The organism is Trinickia mobilis (genome assembly GCF_017315705.1).
In the GTDB taxonomy this organism is placed as follows: Bacteria; Pseudomonadota; Gammaproteobacteria; order Burkholderiales; family Burkholderiaceae; genus Trinickia_A; species Trinickia_A mobilis.
The window spans coordinates 20,438-46,888 of the sequence record NZ_JAFLRF010000018.1; the positions used below are offsets into that span (position 1 = coordinate 20,438).

The window sequence follows — 26,451 nt, forward strand, 5'->3', positions numbered from 1 at the left end:
GCGAGGCGCTTCGCAACGCCGCGCGCCCTGAGCGCATCACTTGTGCCTTTCGTCGCTGGCCGCGGCAACCGGCGTTTCCTCGTTCATGGCCGCATGGACGGCGTCGGCGAAACGCTGCAGTGCCGGCAGCGAACCGCATACGCTGTGATACGTTTCCCGGCCGATGCGTGCGTCCACCAGGACTTGCATGCCCGCTTTGGTCGCAATTTCGATGATGTCCATTTTCGCCTCTCCATCAGGCTGTCGGTTATCAGCTTTGCGATGCCGACTGAGCGTTTTGCATTAATTGCTTTTGGATCGGCGCGATTCCCATGAATCGTGGCAAAAGCTCAGTCGGCACCCCCCTCTCGCTGATTATTATCTGGCGCAATCGCCAATTGCGTGTGCAATAAAGGACGCTTGGATCTCGCAATTCGAATCGCAAGTATTTTTCACGCCAGCGTATTTTCTCGCGCTTCGCTTTGCCGGGAATGTGCGGCCGCGCACAGGCCGATGTTCCCAATGTCTGCTATCCCGCTTATCGCCCGCAATGGCTTGCGCCAACTGCCCCTCGCGCCACATCACTACTTGAGCGCATCCCCGTAGTCCGTTTTGCTTCCCTGTTTATATATGACGAATTCTAGGCGCGGGAATCAGTGCAAACAACACGAATATGAGTAATGGATTCCCGTAAACGTTAACCCGCCGCACGTTTTCACCGATAGGGCTTGCGAGATCAGGAATTCGCGCAGCAGTTATTCTTCTTAACGGCGGAATTCAGATAAAACTTTAGGCTTGGCGAATTGCGTGAGCCAGCGTGAGCGTGAGCAGCCATTCAGCCCGCAGGTGCGTCGCGGCAGCGCGGGAAAATGCCCAGCGCTGCCGCCTGTGTCGAACTTCGCCCGCTACGTTGGCGAACCGCAGGCTCCGGATCAGCCCGTCTTGCGAACCGGCGGGAAATGCCGCTTCGACGATCCCGGCACGAGGCGCCGGAAGCGTTCCTTCTTGTGCTCCTCGTCGAAGTGCGCGAGCGATGTCTTGACGAGGTCGCTGCGCGAGACGATGCCGGCGAGCCGCATCGTCTCGCGATCGTCGACTACCGGCAAGCGTTCCACCCCATGTACCGCAAGCCGTGTGGCGACGGCGCGGCACGACTCGTTCACGAGCGCGACCGGCGTCGAATGGCCGGCGAACACCTCGCTCACGCGCGTGTCCGGGCCGAAGCCGTTTGCGCCGCCTTGCAGCGCCAAGAGCATCTCGCGATCGGCGATGCCCGCGAGCACGCCGTCGCGCACCACGGGGTACGCGCGATGCGTCTGCATCGGACCGAAGAAGGCTATCAGCGCTTCGCGCACCGTCATGTTGCCGTCGATCGTCTGGACCGACTGCGTCATGACTTCATCGACATAGTGGCGTTCGAGCGGATCGACGCCGTATTCGCGGTAGATGTGATAGCCGCGGCGCGCGATCTTCTCGGTCATGATCGAGCGGCGCATCACGACGGTCGCGAAGCCGTGCGCGACAAGGGTGGCGGCGAGCAGCGGCAGCAGCGCGTTGGCGTCGTGCGTGAGACCGAAAGCGAAGACGATGGCGGTGAGCGGCGCGCCGAGTGTGGCGCCGAGCGTCGCCGCCATGCAGACGAGCGGCCACAGCGCGGGTTCGCCGCCCGGCAGCACGTGGCTCAGCACGACGCCGAGCCCCGCGCCGAGCATCAGGAGCGGCGCGAGCACGCCGCCCGACGTGCCGGAACCGAGCGCGATCACCCAGATGATCGCCTTCACGACGAGGATCGCGACGGCCATCTGCAGCGGCAGGTTCTGATGCAGCAGGTCGCCGATCACGTCATAGCCGACGCCGAGCGCACGCGGTTCGATGAAACCGCCGATGCCGACCACGATCCCGCCGAGCGCCGGCCACCACATCCAGTGCAGAGGGAGCTTGCCGAACCAGTCTTCGACCTGATAGAGCGCGGTCGACAAGCCCGACGCCAGCGCGCCGCTCAAGAGCCCGGCGATCACGCAGGAAACGAGCGACACCGCGCTGGGCGCGGCCGTCTGGAGCGGAAACAGCGGACCGGTGCCGAAGAACACGGCGCGCGCGAAGCCGGCCACTGCGCACGCGAGCGCGACCGGCAGGAAGCTGCGCGGACGCCATTCGAAGAGCAGCAATTCCACGGCCAGCAGCACGGCGGCGACCGGTGTGCCGAAGACCGCCGTCATGCCCGCCGCCGCGCCTGCCACGAGCAGCGTCTTGCGTTCGGCCGACGTGAGCTTCACGAATTGCGCGAGCAGCGAGCCGAGCGCGCCGCCGGTCATGATGATCGGGCCTTCGGCGCCGAACGGGCCGCCGCTGCCGATCACGATGCCCGAGGACAGCGGCTTCAATACGGCGACTTTCGGCGACATGCGGCTCTTGCCGAACAGGATCGCTTCGATGGCTTCGGGAATGCCGTGTCCGCGAATCTTCTCGGAGCCGAATCGCGCCATCAGACCCACGATCAAGCCGCCCGCCACCGGGACGAGGATGACCCATGGGCCGAGCTTGTTGAGCGCGGGCGAATGGTCGGCGATCGAGAACGTGCCGAAGAAGAACAGATTCGTGAACAGATGGATCAGGTCGAGCAGCGCCACTGCCGCGATCGTGCTCATCACGCCGATGACCGCCGCCAGCGCGGAAATGCCCGGGAGGCGGGCGTTGACGGAAAAATCCCGTTTGTGGGAATCGAAGTGCGTGTCCATTTCAATAGTCGATTTGAGGAACGTTGAATGCGCCGTCGAGCGACTTCAATTCGGCGCGGTGCAGCTCGGCGAGACGCGAGAGCAATTTCTCGCCGGTTTTTTGCAGGTGAACTTCGACTTGGCGGCGGTCGGTTTCGCTGATCTTGCGCTTGACGAGATCGAGCGCCTCGCAGCGCGACACCAGCGCCACGACGCCGTGGTGCTGCGCTTGCAGGCGTTCCGCAAGCTCGCCGATGGTGGCCCATTCGCGGCCGGGGTAGCCCTTCACGTGCAACAGCAGCAGATACTGCAAAGGCGTAATGCCTTCGTTTTGCGCGGCTTGCTCGGAGAACCGTTCGAAGCGGCGCATTTGATAGCGGAACTCGGATAGCTGTTCGAAATCCGCTTTGTTGAGACCGTCGCGGGTGGGGGCTTTCATGGTATGACCGGCTGGAAAAATGGGAAGCGGGATAATATCACGACGTGATATAAATGGCCGAAAACGCTGTGGCGATCAAGATGTTACGGCTCGTGAACGAGGCTACCGCGTTCTGCGCAATTTGCCCAGTTCAGGCGGCGCGCCGCTCCTTGGCTTGCTCCTGGCGATAGAGACCCGAGATCAAATCCGCTTGCGTGATCATCCCGACAAGACGCTGATGCACGTCGAGCACCGGAATGTGGTGGTGTCCGGAGTTTGCGAAGATCGGAATCAGATCGGCGATCGGCGTGCCGGTCGTGACGGTGCACACGGCCGTGGTCATCAGTTCGCCGACCACGGGCGCGGGCACTTTGTTGCGCTTAAGCCAGCGCAAGAGCGGTATCTTCGGTTGCAACGGGACGCCGAACGCGCGCCTCTCTACGAGGTTCGCGCGCGTCACGATGCCGACGACGTGCCGCGTATCGTCGATCACGGGCAGCGCCTTCACATGATGACGCTTGAGCACGCTCCACGCAGCCGCAGCCCGAGTGCCGCGCGAGACGGACACCACGTTGCACGACATCACGTCCGCGCAGGTCAGCGCGCCCGCGCTGCGCGCGTTGACGAGCATTTGCGCCTCGCGCAACAGCAATTCCAGATCGCCCGGATCGATGGCGAGCAGCTCGTCGCGCCGCTTCACGAGGGCATCCAGTTGGCCGCGCGTGATCCCCGCATTCGTCGCGGCATTGCCGGACGCTTTGTCGTCGGCATTCTGGCGCCCCGTGTGCGGATAGCGGTGCCCCGTGACGGCGTGGTAGACGAGGGCCGATGCCAAGAGCGCCATCGATTGAATTGCAATCGGTTCGAGCACGAAGCGAAAGCCGAGCGCGTGCACGGCCGGGCCGCCGAGCACGGCCGTCAGCGCGACGGCGCCGGAGGGCGGGTGCACGCAGCGCAGCGCGAACATCGCACCAGTGGCCACCGCGACGGCCAGGGCGGCGGCGGACACGGGATCGGCGAGCCAGCTCGCGCAAGCGACGCCTACCGTGGCGGAGACGAGATTGCCGCCGATGATCGACCACGGCTGCGCGAGCGGGCTCGCCGGCACGGCGAACAGCAGCACGGCCGAGGCGCCCATCGGCGCCACCAGAAAGGGGATGCGTGTGTCCGGTCCGAGCAGGAAATGCATGGAGATGCCCGTCACGGCGATGCCGATCAGCGCGCCGATGCACGAGCGCAGGCGTTCTTGCCATCTGACGGAGACCGGACTTGGGGCGAAGCTGATGAACCAGCGAACGAGGGCGGAACGGGACAAGATCGGACCAGTTGGAAACGGGGTGGACGATGCGCCAATGGGGTCACACCTTAAGGTCAAACCCTCGGGACGCGAAAGAGCGTGTGGTCATGATTATATTTCATTGTGATATAAAACGGCGCGTGGGCTTGTACGCGCGGCGTGATTCTCCACGATGACTTGCCCAACGCGATCAGCCGCCTAGATAGCTCGTCGCAGGCCTTCGAGGGCGGGCAAAGCGCGCTGGACCGAATCGCTTTATTGCGCTTCCCGCAAAAATCGTCGGCGCCGAATCGCGTGGCCGACTCGGGCTATGGCCCGGTTTCGAGCGGCTCGTCGCAAGCGGGCGCGCCTGCAACGCCGATCGGTCAACATTCGCTTGACTTCGGCGCACATTAAATACCGCTGTGCATTCGGCGCCCGTCCGCAAGACTGTCCAGGAACGGGCAAGGCGGGCGCTCCCAACCCTCCTCACGAGCATCACGTTCGCTGCAGCGCGATATTCGCAGCCGCTTTAATAAAATCAAGCGCATGATTTACGGCGCGAGTCATCCGAGCCCGAATTGCCGTATTACGATTTCTGACAATCAAGCCAGTCAAATAATTACATTTAAATTACTGACGAATTTGCCAGTTTCGCGCCAGCAAGGCGTTAGGGCTTCCGCTTTACGATAGTCACCGAATCACCGAAAAAGGCGCACTAGGCGGCCGCTGTTCGCTCCGGCTCGAACGTGGCGATTGCCGTATCATGCGCCCGCATGGGGCTTGCAGCGTTACCGGCGCCCGCTGCCGTACACCACCTGCCGTGGTGCGCCCGACGGCCTTTTGCGTGCTTTCGGTTCCGGTGTCTCATGCGTGATTCCAGCGCGCATGTTGTGTGCGGCCGGCGCAAAACGTAGAGCACACGCTTTATTCCCGGCGGTTCCACTTCCTTTTCTGAATATTGCGGGCGCGTATCGATGTGGATTGTTAACGTTGCGCTGAAGCGGCCATACACGTTCATCGTGATGGCCATACTGATCTTGCTGGCGACGCCGTTCGTGCTGGTGACGACCCCCGTCGACATCCTGCCGGACATCAACATCCCGGTCGTCAGCATCATCTGGAACTACACGGGGCTGTCCGCCGAGGACATGGCGAACCGGATCACGTCGGTCAACGAGCGCAGCCTGACCACGACCGTCAACGACATCGAGCACATCGAGTCGCAGTCGCTGCCGGGCATCGCGATCATCAAGATCTTTTTGCAGCCGACCGCCAATATTCAGACGGCGATCGCGCAGACCGTCGCGATCGAGCAGGCGCAATTGAAGCAAATGCCGCCGGGCGCCACGCCGCCGCTCGTCATCAGCTATTCGGCGTCGAGCATTCCGGTGATTCAGCTGGGTCTGTCGAGCCCGAAGGAGTCCGAGCAGCAGCTCAACGACACGGCGCTCAACTTCCTGCGCCCGCAGCTCATCACGATTCCCGGCGCCGCGGTGCCGTATCCGTACGGCGGCAAATCGCGCCTGATCTCGGTCGACCTGGATACGCGCGCGCTGCTCGCCAAGGGCCTCACGCCGCTCGACGTCGTCAATGCCGTCAACGCGCAGAATCTGATCCTGCCGAGCGGCACCGCGAAGATCGGCGCGAAGGAATACACGATCGACATGAACGGCTCGCCCGCGACGGTGGCGGGCCTGAACGACATCCCGGTGCGTACGGTCAACGGCGCGACGACCTACCTGCGCGAAGTGGCCCACGTGCGCGACGGCTTCTCGCCGCAGACCAACGTGGTGCGCCAGGACGGCCATCGCGGCGTGCTGATCTCGATCCTGAAGAACGGCAGCGGCGCGTCGACGCTGTCGATCGTGAGCGCGCTGCGCGCCATTCTGCCGGCCGCGAAGGCCGCGCTGCCGCCGGATCTGAACATCACGCCGCTCTTCGATCAGTCCGTGTTCGTGAAGGCGTCGATCGCGGGCGTGATCCGTGAAGCGCTGATCGCCGCCGCGCTGACCGCTGCGATGATCCTGCTGTTCCTCGGCAACTGGCGCAGCACCTGCATCATTGCGATTTCGATCCCGCTGTCGATTTTATCCTCGCTGCTTGCGCTGCATGCGCTCGGGCAGACCATCAACATCATGACGCTGGGCGGCCTCGCGCTCGCGGTCGGGATTCTCGTCGACGATGCGACGGTGACGATCGAGAACATCGAACGGCACCTGCACATGGGGACCAACCTGCACGACGCGATTCTCGAAGGGGCGGGCGAAATTGCGATTCCGGCGCTCGTCTCGACGCTGTGCATCTGCATCGTGTTCGTGCCGATGTTCTTCCTGACGGGCGTCGCGCGCTATCTGTTCGTGCCGCTCGCCGAGGCGGTGGTGTTCGCGATGCTCGCGTCGTACATCCTGTCGCGCACGCTCGTGCCGACGCTCGCGCTCCTGCTGATGGGCCACGCGCACAAGCCGAAGGACGGCACGCGGCCGAACCTCTTCATGCGGCTCTATCACCGCTTCGATCAGGGCTTCGAGCAGATGCGCGCAGCCTACATCGTGATTCTCTCCACGCTGCTCGTGCGCCGCCGTTTCTTTGCGACGGTGTTCCTGTCGTTCTGCGTCGTTTCGCTGGGCCTCGTCCTGGCGCTCGGCCGCGATTTCTTCCCGACCGTCGATGCGGGCGATATCCGCATGCACATGCGCGCGCCGACCGGCACGCGGATCGAGGAAACGGCGCGGCTTGCCGACGACGTCGAGCATGTCGTCAGGCAGGTGGTGCCGCCTAAAGAGTTGCACACGATCCTCGACAACCTCGGCTTGCCGTATAGCGGCATCAACCTGTCGTACAGCAACGCGGGCACGATGGGCACGCTCGACGGCGAGATCCAGGTCGCGCTGAACGCGGACCACAAGCCGACGCAGGGCTATATCGACAAGCTGCGCGCCGTGCTGCCGCAGCGCTTCCCCGGGGTCGAGTTCTTCTTTCAGCCGGCGGACATCGTCACGCAGATCCTGAACTTCGGCCTGCCCGCGGCGATCGACGTGCAGATTACCGGCGCGGACCAGCACGGCAATTTCCGGGTCGCGAGCAATCTGCTGAAGCAGGTGCGGATGATTCCCGGCACCGTCGATACGCACATCCAGCAGAAGCTCAATGAGCCGACCATCCATCTCGACATGGATCGCACGCGCCTGCAGCAATTGAACCTGAGCGCGGCCAACGTCGCGCAGAACGTGCTGATCTCGCTGTCGGGCAGTACGCAGACGGCGCCGGCCTTCTGGTTCAACGACCGCAACGGCGTCGAGTACAACGTCGCGGTGCAGACGCCGCAATATCAGGTGTCGTCGCTCGACGATCTGTTGCGCACGCCGGTGGCCGGCCCCGGCGCGACCGGGCCGACGCAGTTGCTCGGCAACCTCGTGCGGGTGTCGCCGCTCAACGAGTTCGCCGAAGTGACGCACTACAACATCCGGCCGACCATCGACCTCTATGTAAGCGTGGAAGGGCACGACCTCGGCAGCGTCGCGGCGCAGGTCAACAAGCTCGTGGACGAGGCGCGCGCGCAACTGCCGCGCGGCAGCACGATCGTGATGCGCGGCCAGGTCCAGACGATGCGCACGTCGTATATCGGGCTGGGCGCCGGCGTCGCGATGGCGATCGTGCTCGTGTACCTCTTGATCGTCGTGAACTTCCAGTCGTGGATCGATCCGCTCATCATCGTGAGCGCGCTGCCGGCGGCCTTGGCGGGCATCGTCTGGATGCTGTTCCTGACCGGCACTCACCTGAGCGTGCCCGCGCTGACCGGCGCAATCATGACGATGGGCGTGGCGACCGCCAACAGTATTCTGATGGTCTCCTTCGCGCGCCAGCGGCTCACGGCCGGCGCGCCGCCGCTGACCGCCGCGCTCGAGGCGGGCGCGAGCCGGATTCGTCCGGTGCTGATGACGGCGTTCGCGATGATCATCGGCATGATCCCGATGGCGCTCGGTCTCGGCGAAGGCGCGGAGCAGAACGCGCCGCTCGGCCGCGCGGTGATCGGCGGTCTGCTCTTTGCCACCGTTTCGACGCTCTTTTTCGTGCCGCTCGTGTTCGCGGGCATTCATGGCCGGCTCGCTAGACGCCATGCGAAGGCGAACCGCGACGGCCACAGCGACGCTCACGTTTGAAGCAACGATCTATTCTGGCTGACTGATATGAAACTACCCCCACGCTCACTTCTTGCTTTGCATGGGACCGGAGTAAGCGCTAAAGCGCTAACTCCGGATCGACACGCTGCCCCCCGAGGGGGTGTCAGTACACTTGGGGCGGCCCTGCGAGTACTGACATGACTGAAAAAACGCATGCATCCCTTGCGATTCCCGCACGAGAAACGGCGGACGGCCACCAGTTGCCGCCGCGCACCCGGGAGTGGAAGCGCGCGAGGATCGCGATCGCCATCGTGCTGCTCGTGCTCGCGCTGGGCGCGCTGCGCACGGTGGTCTCGAACATCGTCAACAACCGTACGGTCGCGGCCGTTACCGTGCAGAACGCGAAGCAGTACGTGAGCGTCGTGCTGCCGAAGCAGACCGACGGCGGCGGCGACACGCTGCTGCCGGGTACGCTGCGCGGCTATGTCGAGTCGCCGATCTATGCGCGCGCAACCGGTTATCTGCTGCACTGGTATGTCGATATCGGCGCGCACGTGAAGCAAGGGCAACTGCTCGCGGACCTCGATACGCCCGAAATCGACCAGGAACTCGCGCAGGCCGTCGCGCAGCGCGAGCAAATGACCGCGAGCCTCGGGCTCGCCAAAACGTCGTACGAGCGCTGGCAGCAACTGCGCCAGCGCGATGCGGTCTCGCAGCAGGAACTCGACGAGCGGCAGAGCACGTACAACCAGGATGTCGCGAATCTCGCCGCGGCGAACGCGAACGTGCAGCGCCTGCAGCAGCTCGAATCGTTCAAGCGGATTGTTGCGCCGTTCGCGGGCGTGGTCACGCAGCGCAACGTCGACGTCGGCGACCTGATCGACGCGGGCAGCGGCACGAGCCGCGCGCTCTTCGCGCTCGCGCAGGCGGACCCGTTGCGGGTCTACGTGCAGATGCCTCAGGCGTACGCGGAGAACGTGAAGGTCGGCATGCAGGTGGTCGTCGCGCAGGCCGAGCTGCCGGGGCAGAAATTCACCGGGACGATCACGCACATCGCCGGCGCGATCGACGTGCCGACCCGCTCGCTCCAGCTCGAAGTAACGCTGCCGAATCCGGACGGCAAGCTGCGCCCGGGCGCCTATGTGCAGGTGGCGGTGCCGTCGGCCGAGCACGCGCGGCTGCTCGTGCCGGACAACGCGCTGCTGTTCCGCGCGGAAGGGCCGCGCTTGGCCGTCGTCGATGCGAACGGCGACGTGCATCTGCGCAAGATCGTGATCGCGCAGGACCTCGGCCAGTTCCTCGAAATCGAAAGCGGCATCGAGCCGACCGACAAGGTGATCGTGAACCCGAGCGATTCCATCGCGGACGGCGACCACGTGACGATCGCGCCGGCATCGACCGACAAGGAGCTGTCGTGATGCGCGCACGCCGCTTCTTGCCGCCGCGTTTGGCTGTGACGCCGCCGGTCGGCGCCGTGGCGGCGTTGTGCGCGGTGACGCTGGCGGCCTGCACGGTCGGGCCGGACTACAAGGCGCCGCAGACCGAGGCACCCGAAGCGTGGCGCACCGATTCGTACTGGCGCGTCGCCGAGCCGTCGCATGCGCCGCTCGCGCTCGACTGGTGGCAGATGTACGGCGACGCGGCGCTCGCCGGCCTCGAAACGCAGGCGCTCGCGCAGAACCAGACGCTCGCCGCGGCGGTCGCTCACTACGAGCAGGCAAAGGCGACGCTCAAGTTCACGTCCGCGCAGCAGATTCCCGAAGTCGATTTGTCGTCGCAGCTCGATCGCCTGAAGATCTCGCGGAACCGGCCGCTGAGCTCCTACACGGTGCCGAATCAGTCGACCGTGCAGAACTTGGTCGCGCTCGGCCCGTCGATCAACTACGACACCGATCTGTTCGGCCGCATCCGGCGTGAAGTCGAGGGCGCGCAAGCGTCGGCCGAGCAGTCGCGCGACGATCTCGCGAACGCGCGCCTCGTGCTCACGACCGACCTCGCCACCGATTACTACTCGCTGCGCGAACTCGATGCCGAAATCGACGTGCTGAACCAATCGGTGGTGCTGCAGCAGAAGGCGCTCGACTACGTCAATACGGAGCATCAACTGGGCTCGGTGTCCGGGCTCGACGTCGCGCAGCAGCAATCGGAGCTCGATTCGACGAAGGTTCAGGCGACGCTGCTCGTCAACCAGCGCGCGCAGTTCGAACACGCGATCGCGGCGCTCGTCGGCGCGCCGGCGCCGCAGTTTTCGATCGAGCCGAAGGTGCTCGCGATGAGCGTGCCCGCGATTCCGCTCGGCGTGCCGAGCGACTTGATGCAGCGGCGTCCGGACATCGCGTCGGCGGAGCGCGCGATGGCGGCGGCGAATGCGCAGATCGGCGTGCAGAAAGCGGCGTTTTTCCCGAGCCTGACGCTGACGCCGAGCCTCGGCTGGGAGAGCACGAATTTCGCGAGCCTATTGAGCGCGCCGAGCCTGATGTGGACGATCGGCGGCGCGGTCGGCCAGGTGCTGTTCGACGGCGGGCGGCGCGCGGCCAACGTCAAGTTCGCGAGCGAGGGCTATCAGGCCGCGCAGGCGACCTATCGCCAGACGGTATTGAATGCGTTCCAGCAGGTGCAGGACGGCGTGACCGGCTTGTCGGTGCTCGACAATGCGTCGAAGCAGTCGCATTCGGCCGTGGACGATGCGCAAAAGCTGCTGCAGCTCGCGAACGACCGCTATTCGGGCGGCCTCGTCGCGTATCTGAACGTGATCGACGCCCAGCAGTCGCTTCTGACGAGCGAGCGCCAGGACGTGCAGATCCACGGGCAGCAGATGACTTTGTCGGTGGCGCTCGTCAAGGCGCTTGGCGGCGGATGGGACGTGCAGGCGCCCGATGCGGGAAATCCTTCGCAGGTGGGGCAAGCGTCGAAAGCGGTGCAGCCGGAACGTACGGCGTCGATTCCTCAGAATTGACCGGCTGGAGAGATCCAGGACGCAATTCAGTGCAAAGCGCCGCGCAAAGCGTAGTACGCCGAGCGCCAGGAGTCTGGAAGGAGAGAGACACTGCGTTTCATATAATCAAATAGCGCAGACGAAGGATACGAAATGAAGCTATTGATCGTGGAAGACGAGGACAAGGTCGTCGATTACCTGCGCTCCGGCTTGACCGAGCAGGGCTGGGTGGTGGACGTTGCGATGGATGGCGAAGAGGGCACGCATCTCGCGATCGAGTTCGACTACGACGTGATCGTGCTCGACGTGATGCTGCCCAAGCGCGACGGCTTCTCCGTTCTGAAATCGTTGCGTGCTCACAAATCGACGCCGGTCATCATGCTGACCGCGCGCGACCAGATCAACGACCGCGTGCGCGGCCTGCGCGAAGGCGCGGACGACTACCTGACCAAGCCGTTTTCGTTTCTCGAACTGGTCGAGCGGCTGCATGCGCTGGCGCGCCGCACGCGCTCGCAGGAATCGACGCTGATCTCGGTGGGCGATCTGTATGTCGATTTGATCGGCCGCCGCGCGAGCCGCGACGGCGTGCGGCTCGATCTGACCGCCAAAGAATTCCAGCTGCTCTCCGTGCTCGCACGCAGGCAGGGCGACATTCTGTCGAAGACGGCCATCACCGAGCTCGTCTGGGACGTGAACTTCGACAGCCACACCAACGTCGTCGAAACGGCCATCAAGCGCCTGCGCGCGAAGCTCGACGGCCCGTTCCCGACCAAGCTGCTGCACACCGTGCGCGGCATGGGCTACGTATTGGAAGTGCGCGAAGAGGCGGAGACATGAACAGCCCCCACGCTCACTTACGTTCGCTGCCCCCTCCCCTTGGGGGACGGGAGGCATCATGAACAAGTCAATCGCAAGGCGGCTTGCGATGATGTTCGCACTCGTCGCGCTGTTCGTGTTCGCGCTCGTGGGCACCGGGCTGTTCCTGGTGCTGCGCGCACAGCTCGAACACCATCTGCGCGAATCGCTCGACGATCGCCGCGAGATTGCGCAGCTCATCGTCACGCATTCGGCGACGCCCGAGAAATGGAAAATGACGCGCGAGAAGCTCACGGACATGACGCCGCGCGATCGCACCACGCAGTATTCGGTGACGAGCCCCGATCCGCATTTCCAGTACGGCCAACCGGTCAGGGGGACGGTGATCGCCGATTGGGGGTTTGGGTATCAGAAAGTGCGGCCTGAAGGCAAACGCGCGTCCGACATGCTCGTCAACACGATGACGATACCGGCGAGCGGCGTGCGTCCCGAGGTGCAGTTGCAAGTCGCTGCGTCCTGCGCGCAGAACACGCGGACGCTGCGCGTCTTCGGCTTCGCGCTTGCCGCGCTGGTCGGGCTCGGCACGCTGGCGGTGCTGGTGCTCAGCTACTCGGTGGCGAAGCTCGGGCTCGCGCCGCTCGCGCGCTTGACGCGCGACGCGCAGGCGGTCAGCCCGAACAACCGTTCGCAGCGGCTCGACGCACGCTCGCTGCCGCATGAACTGAACGACCTCGCGAATTCGTTCAACGGCGCGCTTGAACGGCTCGACGTCGCTTACGGGCGCCTGGAGTCGTTCAACGCCGACGTCGCGCACGAACTGCGCACGCCGGTCACGATCCTGATCGGCCAGACCGAAGTCGCGCTCACCGCGCGCAATCGCTCGATCGAAGATTTGCGGCATACGCTGCAATCGAATCTCGAAGAGTTCGAACGCATGCGCGGCATCATCAACGACATGCTGTTCCTCGCGCGCGCCGATCAGGGCGAACGGGCGACGGGGCTCGTCGAAGTGTCGCTGGCAGCGGAGGTGGGGCGCACGCTCGATTATCTCGAGATGCCGTTCGACGAGGCGCAGGTGCGGGCCGTCTCGCACGGCGATGCGCGGGCGCCGGTCAATACGTCGCTGTTCGGGCGAGCGTGCACGAATCTGCTCATGAACGCGCTTCAGCATTGCACGCACGGCATGACCGTGACAGTGACGGTCGCGCGGCACAACGAACATGTGCGCATCTCGGTGGCGAACCCCGGCGAGCCGATCGATCCGGCGGTGATGAGCCATCTGTTCGACCGCTTCTACCGCGTGGAAGCGTCGCGGACCAACAGCCGCGAGAACCACGGGCTCGGGCTCGCGATCGTGAAGGCGGTCGCCGAGATGCACGGCGGCACTGCGTTCGCGACGAGCGCGGGCGGACTCAATACGTTCGGGTTTTCGGTGACGGCGGGGCACGCCGAGCCGCGCGAGCCGGATCGCGAGACGCGCGAGATCGCGGCGGCGAGGGCGGCGCCGAGCGCCGCGGTCGAGCTGGCTTCGAACGTGCGCAGCCTCGGCGCGCGCTCGGGGCGCTGACCTATCCGCGAATTCGCCCGCTCATCTGAGTTCGAGCGAAACAAAACTGCGCGCATTGTCGCGCTGGATCAGCAGCGCGACTTCTTTCCCCGCCCTGGCCGCGAGCGCGACCACTTGCCGCTGCGATCTGGCCGGCGTGCCGTTGAGCGACAGGATGATGTCCCCGGGCTGAATGCCGGCGCTTGCCGCGGCGCCGGAAACGCCGTCCACGATCAAGCCGCGTGCGAGCCCGTTCGCGCGCAGCTCGGCGGGTGTCATCGGATGCACGGTCAAGCCGAGGCGGTCCCCCATGCCGGCATCGCTTTGCCGAGGGCCCAAGTCGTCATCGGCCGCGCTCGCGCCGGTGCCGACCATGATCGTCATCGGCCTGCGGTTGCGGATCAGCTTGAGCACGGTCTTGCCGCCGGGCGGCGGGTCCGCCAAGCGGTCGGCGAGATCGGCGGCGCGATCGATCGGCTGGTCGCCGACTTGAACGACCACGTCGCCCGGTTTGAGGCCGCTCGCGGCAGCCGGGGTGCCGGGCTCGATGGCGGTGACGAGCGCGCCTGCGGCCTGCGGCAGCCCGAACGCGCCGGCCAATCCGGGGTCGACGTCCTGCACGTCGATGCCCAGGGCGCCGCGCGATACCTTGCGCTGCGCTTGCGCTTGCGCTTGCACTTGCACCTGCGCGCGCACCTTGTTCGCCAGGTTGATCGGAATCGCGAACGTCAGGCTCTGGTAGCGCTCCGTGTCCGCGTAGATCTGCTCGTGGATGCCGACCACTTCGCCCGCGCGGTTGAAGATCGGGCCGCCCGAGTTGTCGGGATTGACGGACACGTCGGTCTGGTAAAACGGGAAGTTGGCTCCGTCCGGCATCATGTACGACGTGGCGCTGACGATGCCGTTCGTGACGGTGTTGTCGAAGCCGTCGGGCGCGCCGATTGTCAGCACCGGTTCGCCGACGCGCAAGCGCGAGGAGTCGCCAAGCCTGACCACGGGCAGCCGCGCGGCGTCGATCTTGACCACCGCGACGTCGCTTTGGACGTCGGCCGCGAGCACCTTGCCCTTGAACTGGCGCTTGTCGGTCAGGGTCACCGTCACTTCGTCGGCGGAATCCACCACATGCGCGGTGGTCAAAATGACTCCGTTGGGGCTGACGATGAAACCGGACCCGCTGCCCGAGATCGCACGCGGCGGGCTGCCTTGCGAATCCGACGACGACGCGGGCGCCGAGCGCTTGAAGAACGCGGTGAACGGATCGTCGGTATCGATCGGCACGGGCGCTTGCGCCGACGCTTGCTGATCGGGGGCTGCCGTGCTGATGTTCACGACCGCGGGGCCGTAGCGCTCCACGAGCGTCGGGAAGTCGACTTGCGCTGCTGCGTTGGCGCTCGCCATGCGCATGGCTTTCGCGGGCGCGGCGGGCAGCGGGGCAGCGCCGGCCGCGAGCGCCGTCGCGTGCAGGCAGGGACATCCGGAGACGGCGAGAACCAGCACGGCGGCGTTGAGCCAAGTGCGCAAGCAAGGCGAGTGGAACACAACGCACCTCCAAGGTGGTCGTATGCCGGGAGCCGGGCGCAACGTGTGATGGGCGCCGGTGGGCTGACAAGCACGGTGGCAGCATTATTTCGCGCACGGCAACCGGCGACTGTGATGCAGCACACCGAGGAGGTAGAAAATTTATTCGATGCGTGCAACGAAACCGGATTGATCCGGTGCGATAGCGGTCGCCCCAACGTGCGCCGGAGTGCTCGCCTGCGCGATACGCGAAGCCGCACCGCGCTAAAGAGTGAAAGCGCGATGCCGTTATCCCTAAGTAAATATCAGTCAATCCTTACCTGACTTCCGCTATAGAGACGCGAGGCCGCAGCCGTTTACCCAGTCAAGGAGCAGCAAGGTGATGGGCGGTCGCTATGTATTAAGCAGTCGCTTCAACGCGGGCTGTAGCAGAGCGGGCAAGTGCGCTTGAGTACGAGGATAAATTTTCTGAATTCGCTGACCCAACTGATCGCCGCGACTGGCGAGGCCGCTTCCAACTTCGATGCTCGCGGTGTCGTACCGCCTCGATACCTGAAAGCTGAGTGGCGATGAATAAAGCTGCAAACGCCGCGTGCGAGCCAGTTCAGGCGAGCATGGAGTTGCTCGAGCGCGCCATCAATCTTTCGTCCGACGCGATCTTCCTCGTCGACGAGCAACTGCGCTTCGCGTACGTCAACGACGCAGCCTGCCGCTCGCTCGGCTACAGCCGTGAAGAGCTTCTGACGATGACCCTGCTGGACATCGATCCCGCGGTTTCGAGCGAAATGCTGCGGCGGCTCGAGCGCCGGTTCGACGATAGTTTTACCGGCATCGTCGAATCGCGCCATCGCGACCGCGGCGGGCGCGTTTTTCCCGTCGAAATCAGCGCTACCGTGGCCGAGCATCAGGGCGCCAGATTCGGCGTCTGCGTCGTGCGGGACATTACGGAGCGCAAGCGCATGGAAGAGCGTTTGCGCGAACGCGAGCAGGAGTTCCGCACGCTCGTCGAGAATTCGCCGGACACGATTGCGCGCTATGGCCCCGACTGCCGGCGTCTCTATGCCAACCCGCGGCTCGTGACCGACATGGGCGGCGACTTGGCGCGCATCCTCGGCACGACACCCTCGCAATTTCCGGGCGGCGCTTCCGCGCAGGAATACGAGAACATGCTTCGCGAGGTGTTCGAGCACAAGGCGCCTCGCAATTTCGAATTGCACTGGCAAAGGGGCGGCCAGGAACACTGCACGCACGTGCGCATGGCGCCGGAATTCAACCAGTCCGGCGATGTGACGCATGCGCTCGCGGTAGGCCGCGATATCACGGAAATCGATCAGTACCGCCGCAAAATCCGTCACCAGGCCTTTTACGACAGCCTGACCGGATTGCCGAATCGGGCGCTGCTGCTCGAGCGCATCGCCCGGATGGTCGCTGGCGTCAGCGGTCACGACGCTCGCCGCTTCGGCCTGATGTTGCTCGATCTCGACAACTTCAAGGAAATCAACGATGCGCTCGGCCACGATGCCGGCGACCGGGTGCTGTGCGAAGCCGCCGCGCGCATGCAGGCCTGCGTGCGGGAAGGCGATACCGTGGCGCGTCTCGGCGGCGACGAATTCTCGGTCTTGCTGCCCGGCATGCGGCACGGCGAAGACCTGGCCGCCGTCGCCGACGACATCCTGCTCCAGCTCGCGAAGCCATTCGTAATCAACGGCCAGGAGCTGTTCGTGACGGGCAGCATCGGCATCGCGCGCTATCCCGGCGACAGCACCGAAGTCGGCTCGCTGTACAAATACGCCGACTCCGCGATGTATCACGCCAAGCGCCTGGGGCGTAACAACTTCCAGTTCTACGAGAAGGAGCTGACCGTGCGGTCGGTCAGCCGCATGGACATCGAGGCGGCACTGCGCAAGGCGCAGCAAAACGAAGAATTGGTGCTGTACTACCAGCCGCAGATCGAGTTGACGACGCGCCGTGTGACCGGCGCCGAAGCCCTGTTGCGCTGGCGCCGGCCGGGCCACGCGCTCGTGATGCCGAACGACTTCATTCCGATTGCCGAAGACGCCGGGTTGATCGTGGACATCGGCGAATGGGTGTTGCGGACCGCGTGTGCAACGGTGGCAGATTGGAATCGCGAGCGCGGGCAGTCGATCAAGGTGGCAGTGAATCTTTCCACGCGCCAGTTCGTGCGCCACGACCTGGCAGGCTCGATACGCCGCATCCTCGACGAAACCGGCTGCAAAGCCGAATGGCTGGAGCTCGAAATCACCGAGAGCCTGCTGCTCGAAGACAACAGCGAGGTGGCCGCGACGCTGGCGGCGCTCAAGGCCATGGGGCTGCCCGTGTCGATCGACGATTTCGGCACGGGGTATTCGGCATTGAGCTATCTGCATCGATTTCCGGTCAGACAGATCAAGATCGATCGCTCGTTCGTCAAGGACATGCTGGAGCAGCGCGACAAGCGCGAACTGATCAAAGCCATGCTCTCGATTGCCGCGGCGCTGGAACTCGAATCGGTGGCCGAAGGCGTCGAGACGCTGGAGCAGGCGGACTATCTGCTCGCGCATGGCTGCAAGCTCGCGCAGGGTTATCTGTTCGGCAAGCCGATGCCGCGCGCCGTCTTCGAACAAAGCAACGGCGACGCGGCCGACTCGGATCCACGCCGCCGCGCGAGATGAATGCCTGCCTGCATGCAGCGCACTTCGCACATCGGCGAGACAGGGGGCCCCGCGCGTTCCGGAGCGCCCCGCCTGCCGGGCTCAAGACGCGGTGATCGACGATGATCGCAAGCAGAATGCTTTCGGCCTTCTGATGAGCCTGAACATGCTGATCGAGACCCCCGGCGGTTTCGACTAGGCGGAAGTAATCCGGCGACGACCAGGGTGGCGCTGTCACAGAATCTCGCCGACAAGCCAAGCAGCACGCTTGTGCAAACCGATGTCGAAAATGTTGACTGCGGCAGCAAATGCAAATAACCGATCCATTCGGTAATCGTTTGCCCTGTTTCCGATTATCATGAGATTTCAGTTAATCGGTTCGTTCGATTGCCAGGTCGAAATCGATTGCAATCGGGGTGGATTTTCTTCTAGCTCTCCAGTGCTATATGCTGCTTATCAGGTTCAGGCTGATACTTTATGCCCATGATGCCGCATTATTCAAAATTTTTATCAAATCAATTTTGATTTCCAGGCCAGCGAGGAAATCGAACGCTTTCTGCAGACTTTGACAGGTGCGTCAACGTGGGATCGAGAGCAGATTGGCGTTTATCCGACGACAATGAACGGAGGTTTCGTCATGGCGGCCAACATCGGCAAGCACGCGCAAGCGCGCCGAATCAATGTGCTGGTGGTCATCGATACGGCAAATGTCAAATGTGCCTATGGGCCGAACGAGAACATCGAGCATCCGCAGCCGATCGCTCACGAAGGCCAGTTCCTGATCAGCCCGAGTTCGCGGGCCATCGTCCATGGACAGGGGGCAGGCAAGCTGCGATTGCGGGCGAAAGCCGGTGACCAGGTGGCGATCCGGGTCACATCGATTGGCGGCAATGCAAGCGATGCGGTGATTGCCTACCGTGTCCATCCGTCCTCGCGAATGCAGGTCTTCGACCACTTCGAGCAAGTCTTCCTCACCAGAGAAGGGGCCGTGCGGCCCGACCCGGATTCCCCTTCCCGCGACGGGCTGCCGCCCGTCGAGTGCCAAGCCCATTTCTCGAGCTTCGATACGACCGTCATGGCACACGGCGCTGAACGGATCGAAATCGCCTTTGCGCTTTACGCGCTTTCCTCAAACGGCCAGCGTCAGGACCCGTTTGGTTATTACGTCTGTAATCCGGCGATAGACGTTGTGTAATCGGTTGTAATTTAAATATCCAAAAGCGCCTTTTCCATCGCGGCACTTATTTGACGCGTGAATCGGATCCAAAACCTGTTTACACCGACAGGTGCGTTAAATAAAAAATAGGAGGAAATTGGCGATGACGGGGTTGGCGCAGTACCGTCACGTTTAAATTCATTTCATCAAGCAAATGGAGGTTAAACATGGCAGACGTCGTTTTGTCAGCGAGCGCAGAAGACATCAACATCCTTGTGATTGTCGACACGGAATACATCAAGGCCCATTATCCGAACGGCAGCAAGGATCCGAACAACCCGACAGGCATCGCGCACGACCATCAATTCATGATCTGTACCGGCGCGCGCAGCATCATCAAGGGGCAGGGCACGGGCGACCTTGAGTTCGTCGCGTACCCGGGCGACCGCGTCCTGTTTACCGGGGTGTCGATCTACGACAACTCCGATGACGCGGTGATCGTCTACAACATCAAGCATTTCCAGGGCGACCAGGTGTTCAATCAGTTCAGCGCCGATACGGTTGTGAGAAACGGTGCGGTCCAGCCCAATCCTGACTCTCCGAGCCGCAACGGCCTGCCGCCGCTGCAAAAGCAGATGACTTTCGCGACCTTCGGCTCGTCGGTCAGGCAGAGCGGCCGGGAGGGCTTCGGCGTCAGCTTCGGTCTCTACACGCTCGTCGGCGGGCAGAAACAAGAACTGTACGGTTACTACTGGTGGGACCCTTACATCACGGTTCCGGCGTAATCGGGCGCTTGGCGGCACTTTAGAAGAATAAGAAACGGCGCACGTCAGGACTCGCGTGACAGCGCGGGGCCGGCGTGCGTTTTTTTAGCCGTCGCTCGGATCAACCGAACCGGTATCCCGAGCCGCGAATCGTGCGGATCATCGAGCGTTCTCCGGCGATGTCGATCTTCTTGCGCAAGCGTCCGACATGCACGTCGATTCGGTTCGTGCCGGGATCGAAGCGGCAGTCCCATACGGCTTCGAAAATCATCGTGCGCGTCAGGATGTGCCCGGCATGCCGCATCATGAATTCGAGCATGCGCCACTCGGTGGGCTGCAGTTCGAGCTTGCGCTCGCGAAACTTGGCTTTGCGCCGCACGAGGTCGAGTTCGAGCGGCCCCTGGCGCAGCATCGTTTCGGTCTTCTCCGCCTGCGGCCGCCGGCGCAGCAAGACTTCCACGCGCGCTGCCATCTCTTCCGACGAGAACGGCTTCGACAAGTAATCGTCGGCGCCGGCACGCAACCCCTGAATGCGCTGTTCGACCTCCGACATCGCACTCGTCATCAACACCGGCGTCTCCATGCCGACGCCGCGCATCGTCGCGACGATCGTCAAGCCGTCGAGGTCGGGCAGGGTCCGATCGAGCGTCACCACATCGTAGTTGCCCCCCATCACCTTCGCCAGTCCCTCGCGGCCCGTATGGGCGACGTCCACGGTCAGACCGCTCGCGGTGAGCGTGCACACGACGTCCCGAGTGATCAGCTCGTCATCTTCGATCGTCAATACCTTTGCCATGTTTCGAGTCCGCTTGGTCAGGCAGCCGCACGCGACGGCACGGTCTTGTCCGGTGCCCGAGATATTTCGAACGAGGCTTCATGGAGGCAAACACGGGGGGCTGCGCGTTTATTCCCGTCCCGCGAAGAACGGCAGCACTGTGGCTGCAGGCGGATCACGCCTGCCAGACGCCCAATCGACGAATGTCGGCAGGTTCAGGACGGCTCGCGGCGGCACGCCTCGACGCACGGTGTTGAGCTGATGAAGCTGCTCCAGCGTCGTGCGAGCCTCGTGCCTGGCACGTGCTCGAACGGCTGAATGTGGCCGTAGCCGGCATTGTTGATCAGCACGAGGAGCGGCTCACGCGAATCGAGCTCGCGGGGCCGATCATTTCGCTCAGGCTCAAGGCGAAGGACCTGCGCGAGGCCGAAGCGCCGCGCAATTCGCTCTTTCCGGATCCTAGCGGCTTGCCCCAGGATCACGACGCAGGGTTTAAGCGTTTTCCTTCCCGGTCGCCCCGAGCGCAGCCAGCCGCGGGAACAGCTTCAGCGCGTTACCGCTAAGGACGGCGCGGCTTTCTTCGCTGTCAAGTTCCGCGCTTGTCTCGATCTCTTGGCGGCAAGCGACGGCTAGATCTCGGCGAAGATACGGATAGTCGGAGCCGAAAAGCACCTGGTCCATGCCGACTACAGAACGAAGCATCCGCAGGATAGGTGGCCGCCACGACACCGCCGTGTCCCAATAGAGCCTGCGAAGCGTGTCCGCAGCGGTCCCGCGCTCTTCCGCACCAGGGATCACGTTCATCTCGTCGACGACTGAAAAACGTGCCGCCAAATAGGGAATCGTGCCGCCGGCGTGAGAAATAATATATTTCACGTTCGGGGTGCGTGCGAAGGTATTGCCATAGTGCAGTTGCGCCACCGCCCGCGTCGTGTCAGCAGTGAAATCGATCAACGTATCCGGCAGTCCAAGGCTGCGGGCGGCCGCGTCTGGGGACGACGTCGGGTGCAGGAAGACGACAGCTCCGCGTCTTTCCAACTCGTCGAACAGAGGACGGAATCGCGTATCGCCGAGATAGATGCCGCGCGCGTTGGAGAAAAGTACGACACCATCCAGCTTGAGAACGTCCAGACTGTATTCCAACTCGCGCAACGCACCGTCGACATCGGGCAACGGTAGTGCCGCGTATCCGCCGAAGCGTTCGGGACGCTCCTGGATCAGCCCCGCAGATATTTCGTTCACCCGGCGGGCAAGATCGCGGGCGGCGGCATCATCGCCCATATGGACGCCCGGCGTGCTGATGGAGGTAATCGCAACGTCGATCCCGGCGTCATCCATGAAAGATAGCGTGGACTCCTTCGACCAAGGCGCGGGCACGATCCCGCCGACGGGGCTGTGCGCGTCGTTCGTTGCGCGCCAGAAGACCTCGGGAAGAATGTGGTGGTGAACGTCGACAGTGAGGGACATCGTCATATTCCTTCGATATTGGACAGTGCTGATGGATGGGATCGCCAGCGCTGTCTCGTAGCATTGGCCGCTTGCACGACTTGGACAAAGCGGCACGAACGGCCGTCGCGTCAGCATTCGCTATCGGCGCGTGGCCTCGCAAATGGCATCGTTCTGGCCGGTTTCCGAGTAATACTATACACGTGGAAAATATAGAGTCAAGGTGTGTCGTAGGGCAGGAATTAGCGACGCGACGTTTTACAGGGGTGACCGTTTGCGGACTGCCGTTCGGCGATTGCCATTGCAACGTCGTACGAAGAACATTGATTTTTGTCGCGCCGCTTGCGTTGATCGCGGCGTGCTTGTGGTCACGCCGCATGCAGCGGGCGTTAGGCAAGCTTGGCGCGGCACTCGCCCCTGGGTCCTCACTGAAAAGTCTCGCGGTCGTCAGTCACTTATCGTGTGCCCATCTATGGGTCGAAAATCCATAGCGTTCAAACCTCTAATACCCTTCGATGTCAGCAATAGTGCCCCGGAGGATGCGAACCCCAGCAGGCAGATCAGTAATGCGCCTCTGCTTCCGACTATAGAGGTTGCTGCGAACCCTCCCAGCAGCGCACCAACCGGATCTGCCCCCCAGCTCACGAAACGCGTGGTTGCGGTGATTCTGGATAGATGTCTGTTGGCGACCATCGCCTGGCGAACGGTTTGTTCGACTATGACGTGAACGACAATCAAGAAGTCCCACGCCGCAAGACACCCGGCGATGAGGGCTGCTCGCTGTAAAAATGGGAAATGGTCAGCAAAAAGGATTGGAATACCGATTGGACCGATGGCAAGCAGGGATCCGGTCAAAGCCGTGCGAACGCCGAGAAGATTGATCATTCTGGGAGCACACAGGGCTCCGAATAAGCCTGCCAGACCGACCACCGACACGACTGTTCCGAATGAGGCAGAATCAAAACCAAGCTCCTTTAACGCGTAAACAGTAAAAATGGTCAGAAATGCAGTGTGAAAAAGATTGAAAAAGCCCGCTGCTATAGCAATGGTTCTTTGAATTTCGTTTCTCCAGAGGAGGTTGACTCCGTCGGCGATGTCTGAAAGATGTGATTGATTCGGGTTGCAATTCCGAGATATATTCGGCCCCCTGCTCGCATCCTCATGTCCAAGTGCCAATGCATAGAGCACCGCTTGATGGGGGAAAGCCAATGAGAGATGGCGCTCCATCTCAGTTTGGTCAACGGCATTTGTGGGTACCGTGTCCAACGCTCCGGCATGACGGCGTGATCGTGAAAAGGGGGCTTGCCAACAGTTCCGCGCTGAGGTCCGTTTGGGCTGCCATGACCACTTCCACTTTGGTTGCTTTCAGTGTGTTGGTGGGCCCAAACGACCACGGAATTGGTTCGACATTGAATTCAGTGAATGATGCATCCGATGTTTTTGAATGTTGTCGCTTCCAATCGCCATATGTCACATTGTTCCCGCTGGAACAAATCAAAGGCCCCCAATGTCCATAATAGACACCGACTCCCGCTGTAATCACCGCAACTTCATGCGCAGATCCATATTCGTAAGCAATATCGTCTATGGTCTGTCGAGGTGTGTCGAGGCAATTCACAATAATGTCGCATTGACCAATAGGGATCCTCTCAAGCGCTTCCAGCGAGTCGACTCGGCTAGTGAAGGGGTTAACAGAAGCACCGTCAATACGTGAGCCTATATATGTCGCGGCTACATCTACTTTGCTTTTTTTGATGTCGTTCAGGGAAAAAATGAACTGCCTATTCAAATTCGAAGCTTCGACGCAATCGCTGTCGACGAGAATATAATTGCGGACACCAAGTGCCACCAGGTGTTGTAAGACGACGCTGCCAACTCCGCCAACCCCAAGCAGACAAACCGTCGCGGATCTTATCCGTCGCAACGTTTCGATAGGATTTGCGTCGAACGTTAAAAAATGGAATGGGCCGACATCGAGACCTCGTACAGTGGATTCCAGTAAATCATGCGATTTATTGATCGATGGTTTGTATGGGCGCCGTATCACACGGGCCCAAGCTTCAGCAAGGCTCGGGCCCTTTTCGATTTAGGTACGACGGACGAATTGCTCAACCGGTTCGTTTGACTGAAGCGGTGTGAACAGCGATTCCAAACGGTTACCTTCCTCGTCGCGATACATCAATTGGATCAGAGCTTCGTCGCTATTAGAAAAGGAGCCCGAATTAAACACGTCGTTCATGGGTTCATCTCCAAATAATTAAAATCTAGAGAACTGGAATTCAGGCGTCCGAAGCAACGTAATGCAACGGAAATGTTTCTGCAAGATATTTTCAATTTGTATGCCGAATGGATTAAATTGGGCTTTGTCACGTTGCTGGGGACAACCTGCGCGATGCGTCGATTGCGACGACGTCAATCTATCTGCATAGCGATGACGTGAGGTATGCCAAGCAAATCCAAGGTTGCTTCGTTTAATTGCCGCGCGGACGCTATTTCTGCGTCACGCCTGTCAGGCCGCCCCACGTCTGCCCATCGAACAGAACATCGACGCGCCTCTCCTCCGGAATTTCGACCCCGCTCAAGGCGGCTGCTTCGCGGTACAGCGACGTCTGATTGATGCCGGCGGCAATCGCCGCATCGCCGGCGCGCTCGCCGTCGCCGTCACGCAGCAAATTCCAGCGCCGGTACTGAGCGAGAAACCATTCGCCGTCCGACGGCCGCGGATAGTTGACCTTGCCGCCGTCGAAGAAGCTCATCGCGAGCGGCGGCTTAGCGAACTGCGCGCCTTCATACACCCCGACGAGCCGCGGCTCGATCACGTCGCGCGGCACGTTGAGCACATCGGGCTTCGCGAGCCAAGCTGAAATCTCCGAGCGATGCTCGCGCGTATCGACCCAGCGGCACGCTTCGAGCATCGTCTGCACCAGCGCGCGCGCCGTATTCGGACAGAGCGACACGAAATCGCGCCGGCACGCGAGCACCTTCTCCGGATGACCAGGCCAGATGTCGCTCGTCGCAATCGCGGTCCGCCCGGCGCGCCGCGCTTCGGCAACCGCGTTCCACGGCTCGCCGGCACAAAAGCCGTCGAGCTTGTCTTCCGCGAGCGCATCGACCATCTGCGGCGGCGGAATCACGACGCTCTGAATATCGCGCAGCGGATGCACGCCTTGCGCCGCGAGCCAGTAGTAGAGCCACATCGCGTGCGTGCCGGTCGGAAACGTCTGCGCAAAGACCGGCACGCGGTTCAACGAAGCGAGCCCTGTCTTGAGGTTGCCATGCTCCTTCACGGCGTGCGTGAGCCGGTTCGACAGCGTGATGCCTTGACCGTTGCGATTGAGCACGAGCAGCACGGCCATGTCCGCCTGCGGCCCGCCGATGCCGAGCTGCACGCCGTAGACGAGCCCATACAGCGCGTGCGCGGCATCGAGCTCGCCCGAGAGCAGCTTGTCGCGCACGGCCGCCCACGACGGCTGGCGGCACAGCTCGAGCGTGAGCCCGTGGCTGTGGCCGAATTCGAGCACCTTGGCGGCGACGAGCGGCGCGACGTCGGACAGCGCGACGAAGCCAAGGCGCAGATGCGTCTTCTCGGGCTTGCCGAACGTGTCTTCGGCCGGGCGCGCTAGGGGGGGAGTGGGCGTAGTCATGATGCCTCTCGTCCCCTTGGGGGAGGGGGCAGCGAACGATAGTGAGCGTGGGGGGTGTTCATCGTGCTTTCAACCGAGAAGATCGGCCATCGAAACGAGCTGCCGCGCGACTTCGGCAACCTTGATGCCCTGGTCCATCGCGCGCTTGCGCAGCGTCGCATACGCTTCCTGCTCGGACATCTTGCGGCGGTCCATCAGGAGCCGTTTCGCGCGGTCGATCATCTTGCGGTCGGCCAGTTCGCTTTCGACTTGGAGAAGACGCTGGCGCAGCTTCTCTTCGTGCGCGAAGCGCGCGAGCGCGACTTCGAGAATCGGCGCGAGCCGCTCGGCCGCGAGGCCTTCGACGAGGTAGGCGGTCACGCCCGCGCCGACTGCCGCGCGGATCAATTGCTGGTTCGAATCGCTGCTGAACATCAGCACGGGCCGGGGCGCCGTTTCGTTCATCACGGCGAGCTGCTCGAGCGTGTCGCGCGACGGCGATTCGGTATCGATGATGACCACGTCCGGCCGCTCGCTCTCGACGACCTTCGGCAGCGCCTGCGGCGTCGCGGCCTCGGGCAGCATGTCGTAGCCGAGTCGAGCGAGCGCCTCGCGCAAATCGCCGATGGGTTTGTCGGTGTCGGTGACGAGCAGCACGCGCAGCATGGGGGAGGGAGGGCTCGGCAGATCAGGTTCCAGTGTCTCGA

21 protein-coding genes are annotated in these 26,451 nt (G+C 62.8%); 8 read left to right on the plus strand and 13 right to left on the minus strand.

Features of this window, described 5'->3' with window-relative positions; genetic code table 11:
- Positions 1–36: 36 nt before the first annotated feature.
- The 4 genes from J3489_RS22560 to J3489_RS22575 form a co-directional block, all read right to left on the minus strand.
- Entirely contained in the window at positions 37–222 is a 186-nt protein-coding gene (locus J3489_RS22560) for a hypothetical protein (RefSeq protein WP_207001779.1), read from the minus strand.
- Between the two features lie 689 nt (positions 223–911).
- On the minus strand, positions 912–2,717 hold the full coding sequence (locus J3489_RS22565; protein WP_207001781.1) for a chloride channel protein: 1,806 nt from the start codon (positions 2,715–2,717) through the stop codon (positions 912–914).
- A gap of 1 nt (position 2,718) precedes the next feature.
- A complete protein-coding gene (locus tag J3489_RS22570; RefSeq protein WP_207001783.1) occupies positions 2,719–3,135 on the minus strand; it encodes a MarR family winged helix-turn-helix transcriptional regulator in 417 nt (138 codons plus the stop codon).
- A 130-nt stretch (positions 3,136–3,265) separates the two neighbouring features.
- Positions 3,266–4,429 (minus strand): HPP family protein, encoded by a 1,164-nt coding sequence (locus tag J3489_RS22575; RefSeq protein ID WP_207001784.1) that lies wholly within the window; start codon positions 4,427–4,429, stop codon positions 3,266–3,268.
- A gap of 938 nt (positions 4,430–5,367) precedes the next feature.
- Here J3489_RS22575 and J3489_RS22580 point away from each other — a divergent pair.
- The 5 genes from J3489_RS22580 to J3489_RS22600 all read left to right on the plus strand — a co-directional run bounded on the left by J3489_RS22580 (position 5,368) and on the right by J3489_RS22600 (position 13,832).
- Positions 5,368–8,553 (plus strand): efflux RND transporter permease subunit, encoded by a 3,186-nt coding sequence (locus J3489_RS22580; RefSeq protein WP_207001786.1) that lies wholly within the window; start codon positions 5,368–5,370, stop codon positions 8,551–8,553.
- Between the two features lie 158 nt (positions 8,554–8,711).
- On the plus strand, positions 8,712–9,932 hold the full coding sequence (locus J3489_RS22585) for an efflux RND transporter periplasmic adaptor subunit (protein WP_207001789.1): 1,221 nt from the start codon (positions 8,712–8,714) through the stop codon (positions 9,930–9,932).
- Positions 9,932–11,470 (plus strand): efflux transporter outer membrane subunit, encoded by a 1,539-nt coding sequence (locus tag J3489_RS22590; RefSeq protein ID WP_207001965.1) that lies wholly within the window; start codon positions 9,932–9,934, stop codon positions 11,468–11,470. The genes J3489_RS22585 and J3489_RS22590 overlap by 1 nt, the downstream gene beginning before the upstream one ends.
- Before the next feature lie 132 nt (positions 11,471–11,602).
- Positions 11,603–12,286 (plus strand): heavy metal response regulator transcription factor, encoded by a 684-nt coding sequence (locus J3489_RS22595; protein ID WP_207001791.1) that lies wholly within the window; start codon positions 11,603–11,605, stop codon positions 12,284–12,286.
- Between the two features lie 58 nt (positions 12,287–12,344).
- Complete coding sequence (locus J3489_RS22600; protein WP_207001793.1) at positions 12,345–13,832, plus strand: heavy metal sensor histidine kinase; 1,488 nt, start codon at positions 12,345–12,347, stop codon at positions 13,830–13,832.
- Positions 13,833–13,853: 21 nt separating this feature from the next.
- On the opposite strand, the gene J3489_RS22605 is transcribed toward J3489_RS22600, so the two are convergent.
- Positions 13,854–15,350, minus strand: coding sequence for a trypsin-like peptidase domain-containing protein (locus tag J3489_RS22605; protein ID WP_309491405.1), 1,497 nt, complete (start codon positions 15,348–15,350; stop codon positions 13,854–13,856).
- Between the two features lie 548 nt (positions 15,351–15,898).
- Here J3489_RS22605 and J3489_RS22610 point away from each other — a divergent pair.
- From J3489_RS22610 to J3489_RS22620, 3 genes are all read left to right on the plus strand, one after another.
- Positions 15,899–18,001 (plus strand): putative bifunctional diguanylate cyclase/phosphodiesterase, encoded by a 2,103-nt coding sequence (locus J3489_RS22610; protein ID WP_207001795.1) that lies wholly within the window; start codon positions 15,899–15,901, stop codon positions 17,999–18,001.
- A 616-nt stretch (positions 18,002–18,617) separates the two neighbouring features.
- Positions 18,618–19,175 carry an AidA/PixA family protein gene (locus tag J3489_RS22615; RefSeq protein ID WP_207001797.1) on the plus strand — a complete coding sequence of 186 codons (558 nt, stop codon included), beginning with the start codon at positions 18,618–18,620 and terminating at the stop codon, positions 19,173–19,175.
- 188 nt (positions 19,176–19,363) lie between these two features.
- Positions 19,364–19,921, plus strand: coding sequence for an inclusion body family protein (locus J3489_RS22620; RefSeq protein WP_207001799.1), 558 nt, complete (start codon positions 19,364–19,366; stop codon positions 19,919–19,921).
- A gap of 100 nt (positions 19,922–20,021) precedes the next feature.
- On the opposite strand, the gene J3489_RS22625 is transcribed toward J3489_RS22620, so the two are convergent.
- The 8 genes from J3489_RS22625 to J3489_RS22655 all read right to left on the minus strand — a co-directional run bounded on the left by J3489_RS22625 (position 20,022) and on the right by J3489_RS22655 (position 26,410).
- Complete coding sequence (locus tag J3489_RS22625; protein ID WP_207001801.1) at positions 20,022–20,696, minus strand: response regulator transcription factor; 675 nt, start codon at positions 20,694–20,696, stop codon at positions 20,022–20,024.
- Between the two features lie 194 nt (positions 20,697–20,890).
- On the minus strand, positions 20,891–21,025 hold the full coding sequence (locus J3489_RS38350) for a hypothetical protein (protein ID WP_255555194.1): 135 nt from the start codon (positions 21,023–21,025) through the stop codon (positions 20,891–20,893).
- A gap of 142 nt (positions 21,026–21,167) precedes the next feature.
- Positions 21,168–22,142: an amidohydrolase family protein gene (locus tag J3489_RS22630; protein ID WP_207001803.1), complete on the minus strand. Its 975-nt coding sequence runs from the start codon at positions 22,140–22,142 to the stop codon at positions 21,168–21,170.
- A 426-nt stretch (positions 22,143–22,568) separates the two neighbouring features.
- Positions 22,569–23,348 carry an MFS transporter gene (locus J3489_RS22635; RefSeq protein ID WP_207001805.1) on the minus strand — a complete coding sequence of 260 codons (780 nt, stop codon included), beginning with the start codon at positions 23,346–23,348 and terminating at the stop codon, positions 22,569–22,571.
- Between the two features lie 10 nt (positions 23,349–23,358).
- Positions 23,359–24,168, minus strand: coding sequence for a ThiF family adenylyltransferase (locus J3489_RS22640; protein WP_207001807.1), 810 nt, complete (start codon positions 24,166–24,168; stop codon positions 23,359–23,361).
- A gap of 39 nt (positions 24,169–24,207) precedes the next feature.
- Complete coding sequence (locus J3489_RS22645; RefSeq protein ID WP_207001809.1) at positions 24,208–24,360, minus strand: hypothetical protein; 153 nt, start codon at positions 24,358–24,360, stop codon at positions 24,208–24,210.
- Positions 24,361–24,610: 250 nt separating this feature from the next.
- Entirely contained in the window at positions 24,611–25,765 is a 1,155-nt protein-coding gene (locus tag J3489_RS22650; protein ID WP_207001812.1) for a CmpA/NrtA family ABC transporter substrate-binding protein, read from the minus strand.
- Between the two features lie 69 nt (positions 25,766–25,834).
- A complete protein-coding gene (locus J3489_RS22655; RefSeq protein ID WP_207001814.1) occupies positions 25,835–26,410 on the minus strand; it encodes an ANTAR domain-containing response regulator in 576 nt (191 codons plus the stop codon).
- Positions 26,411–26,451: the final 41 nt, after the last annotated feature.

What these genes read in the sequence shown, in the direction of transcription:
- J3489_RS22645 (WP_207001809.1), bottom strand. Translation starts at nt 24,360, where the DNA reads ATGAACGACGTGTTTAATTCGGGCTCCTTTTCTAATAGCGACGAAGCT.
- J3489_RS22600 (WP_207001793.1), top strand. Translation starts at nt 12,345, where the DNA reads ATGAACAAGTCAATCGCAAGGCGGCTTGCGATGATGTTCGCACTCGTC.
- J3489_RS22655 (WP_207001814.1), bottom strand. Translation starts at nt 26,410, where the DNA reads ATGCTGCGCGTGCTGCTCGTCACCGACACCGACAAACCCATCGGCGAT.
- J3489_RS22595 (WP_207001791.1), top strand. Translation starts at nt 11,603, where the DNA reads ATGAAGCTATTGATCGTGGAAGACGAGGACAAGGTCGTCGATTACCTG.
- J3489_RS22625 (WP_207001801.1), bottom strand. Translation starts at nt 20,696, where the DNA reads ATGGCAAAGGTATTGACGATCGAAGATGACGAGCTGATCACTCGGGAC.
- J3489_RS22620 (WP_207001799.1), top strand. Translation starts at nt 19,364, where the DNA reads ATGGCAGACGTCGTTTTGTCAGCGAGCGCAGAAGACATCAACATCCTT.
- J3489_RS22650 (WP_207001812.1), bottom strand. Translation starts at nt 25,765, where the DNA reads ATGACTACGCCCACTCCCCCCCTAGCGCGCCCGGCCGAAGACACGTTC.
- J3489_RS22635 (WP_207001805.1), bottom strand. Translation starts at nt 23,348, where the DNA reads ATGGAGCGCCATCTCTCATTGGCTTTCCCCCATCAAGCGGTGCTCTAT.
- J3489_RS22580 (WP_207001786.1), top strand. Translation starts at nt 5,368, where the DNA reads ATGTGGATTGTTAACGTTGCGCTGAAGCGGCCATACACGTTCATCGTG.
- J3489_RS22560 (WP_207001779.1), bottom strand. Translation starts at nt 222, where the DNA reads ATGGACATCATCGAAATTGCGACCAAAGCGGGCATGCAAGTCCTGGTG.
- J3489_RS22585 (WP_207001789.1), top strand. Translation starts at nt 8,712, where the DNA reads ATGACTGAAAAAACGCATGCATCCCTTGCGATTCCCGCACGAGAAACG.
- J3489_RS22610 (WP_207001795.1), top strand. Translation starts at nt 15,899, where the DNA reads ATGAATAAAGCTGCAAACGCCGCGTGCGAGCCAGTTCAGGCGAGCATG.
- J3489_RS22565 (WP_207001781.1), bottom strand. Translation starts at nt 2,717, where the DNA reads ATGGACACGCACTTCGATTCCCACAAACGGGATTTTTCCGTCAACGCC.
- J3489_RS22615 (WP_207001797.1), top strand. Translation starts at nt 18,618, where the DNA reads ATGGCGGCCAACATCGGCAAGCACGCGCAAGCGCGCCGAATCAATGTG.
- J3489_RS22630 (WP_207001803.1), bottom strand. Translation starts at nt 22,142, where the DNA reads ATGTCCCTCACTGTCGACGTTCACCACCACATTCTTCCCGAGGTCTTC.
- J3489_RS22570 (WP_207001783.1), bottom strand. Translation starts at nt 3,135, where the DNA reads ATGAAAGCCCCCACCCGCGACGGTCTCAACAAAGCGGATTTCGAACAG.
- J3489_RS22590 (WP_207001965.1), top strand. Translation starts at nt 9,932, where the DNA reads ATGCGCGCACGCCGCTTCTTGCCGCCGCGTTTGGCTGTGACGCCGCCG.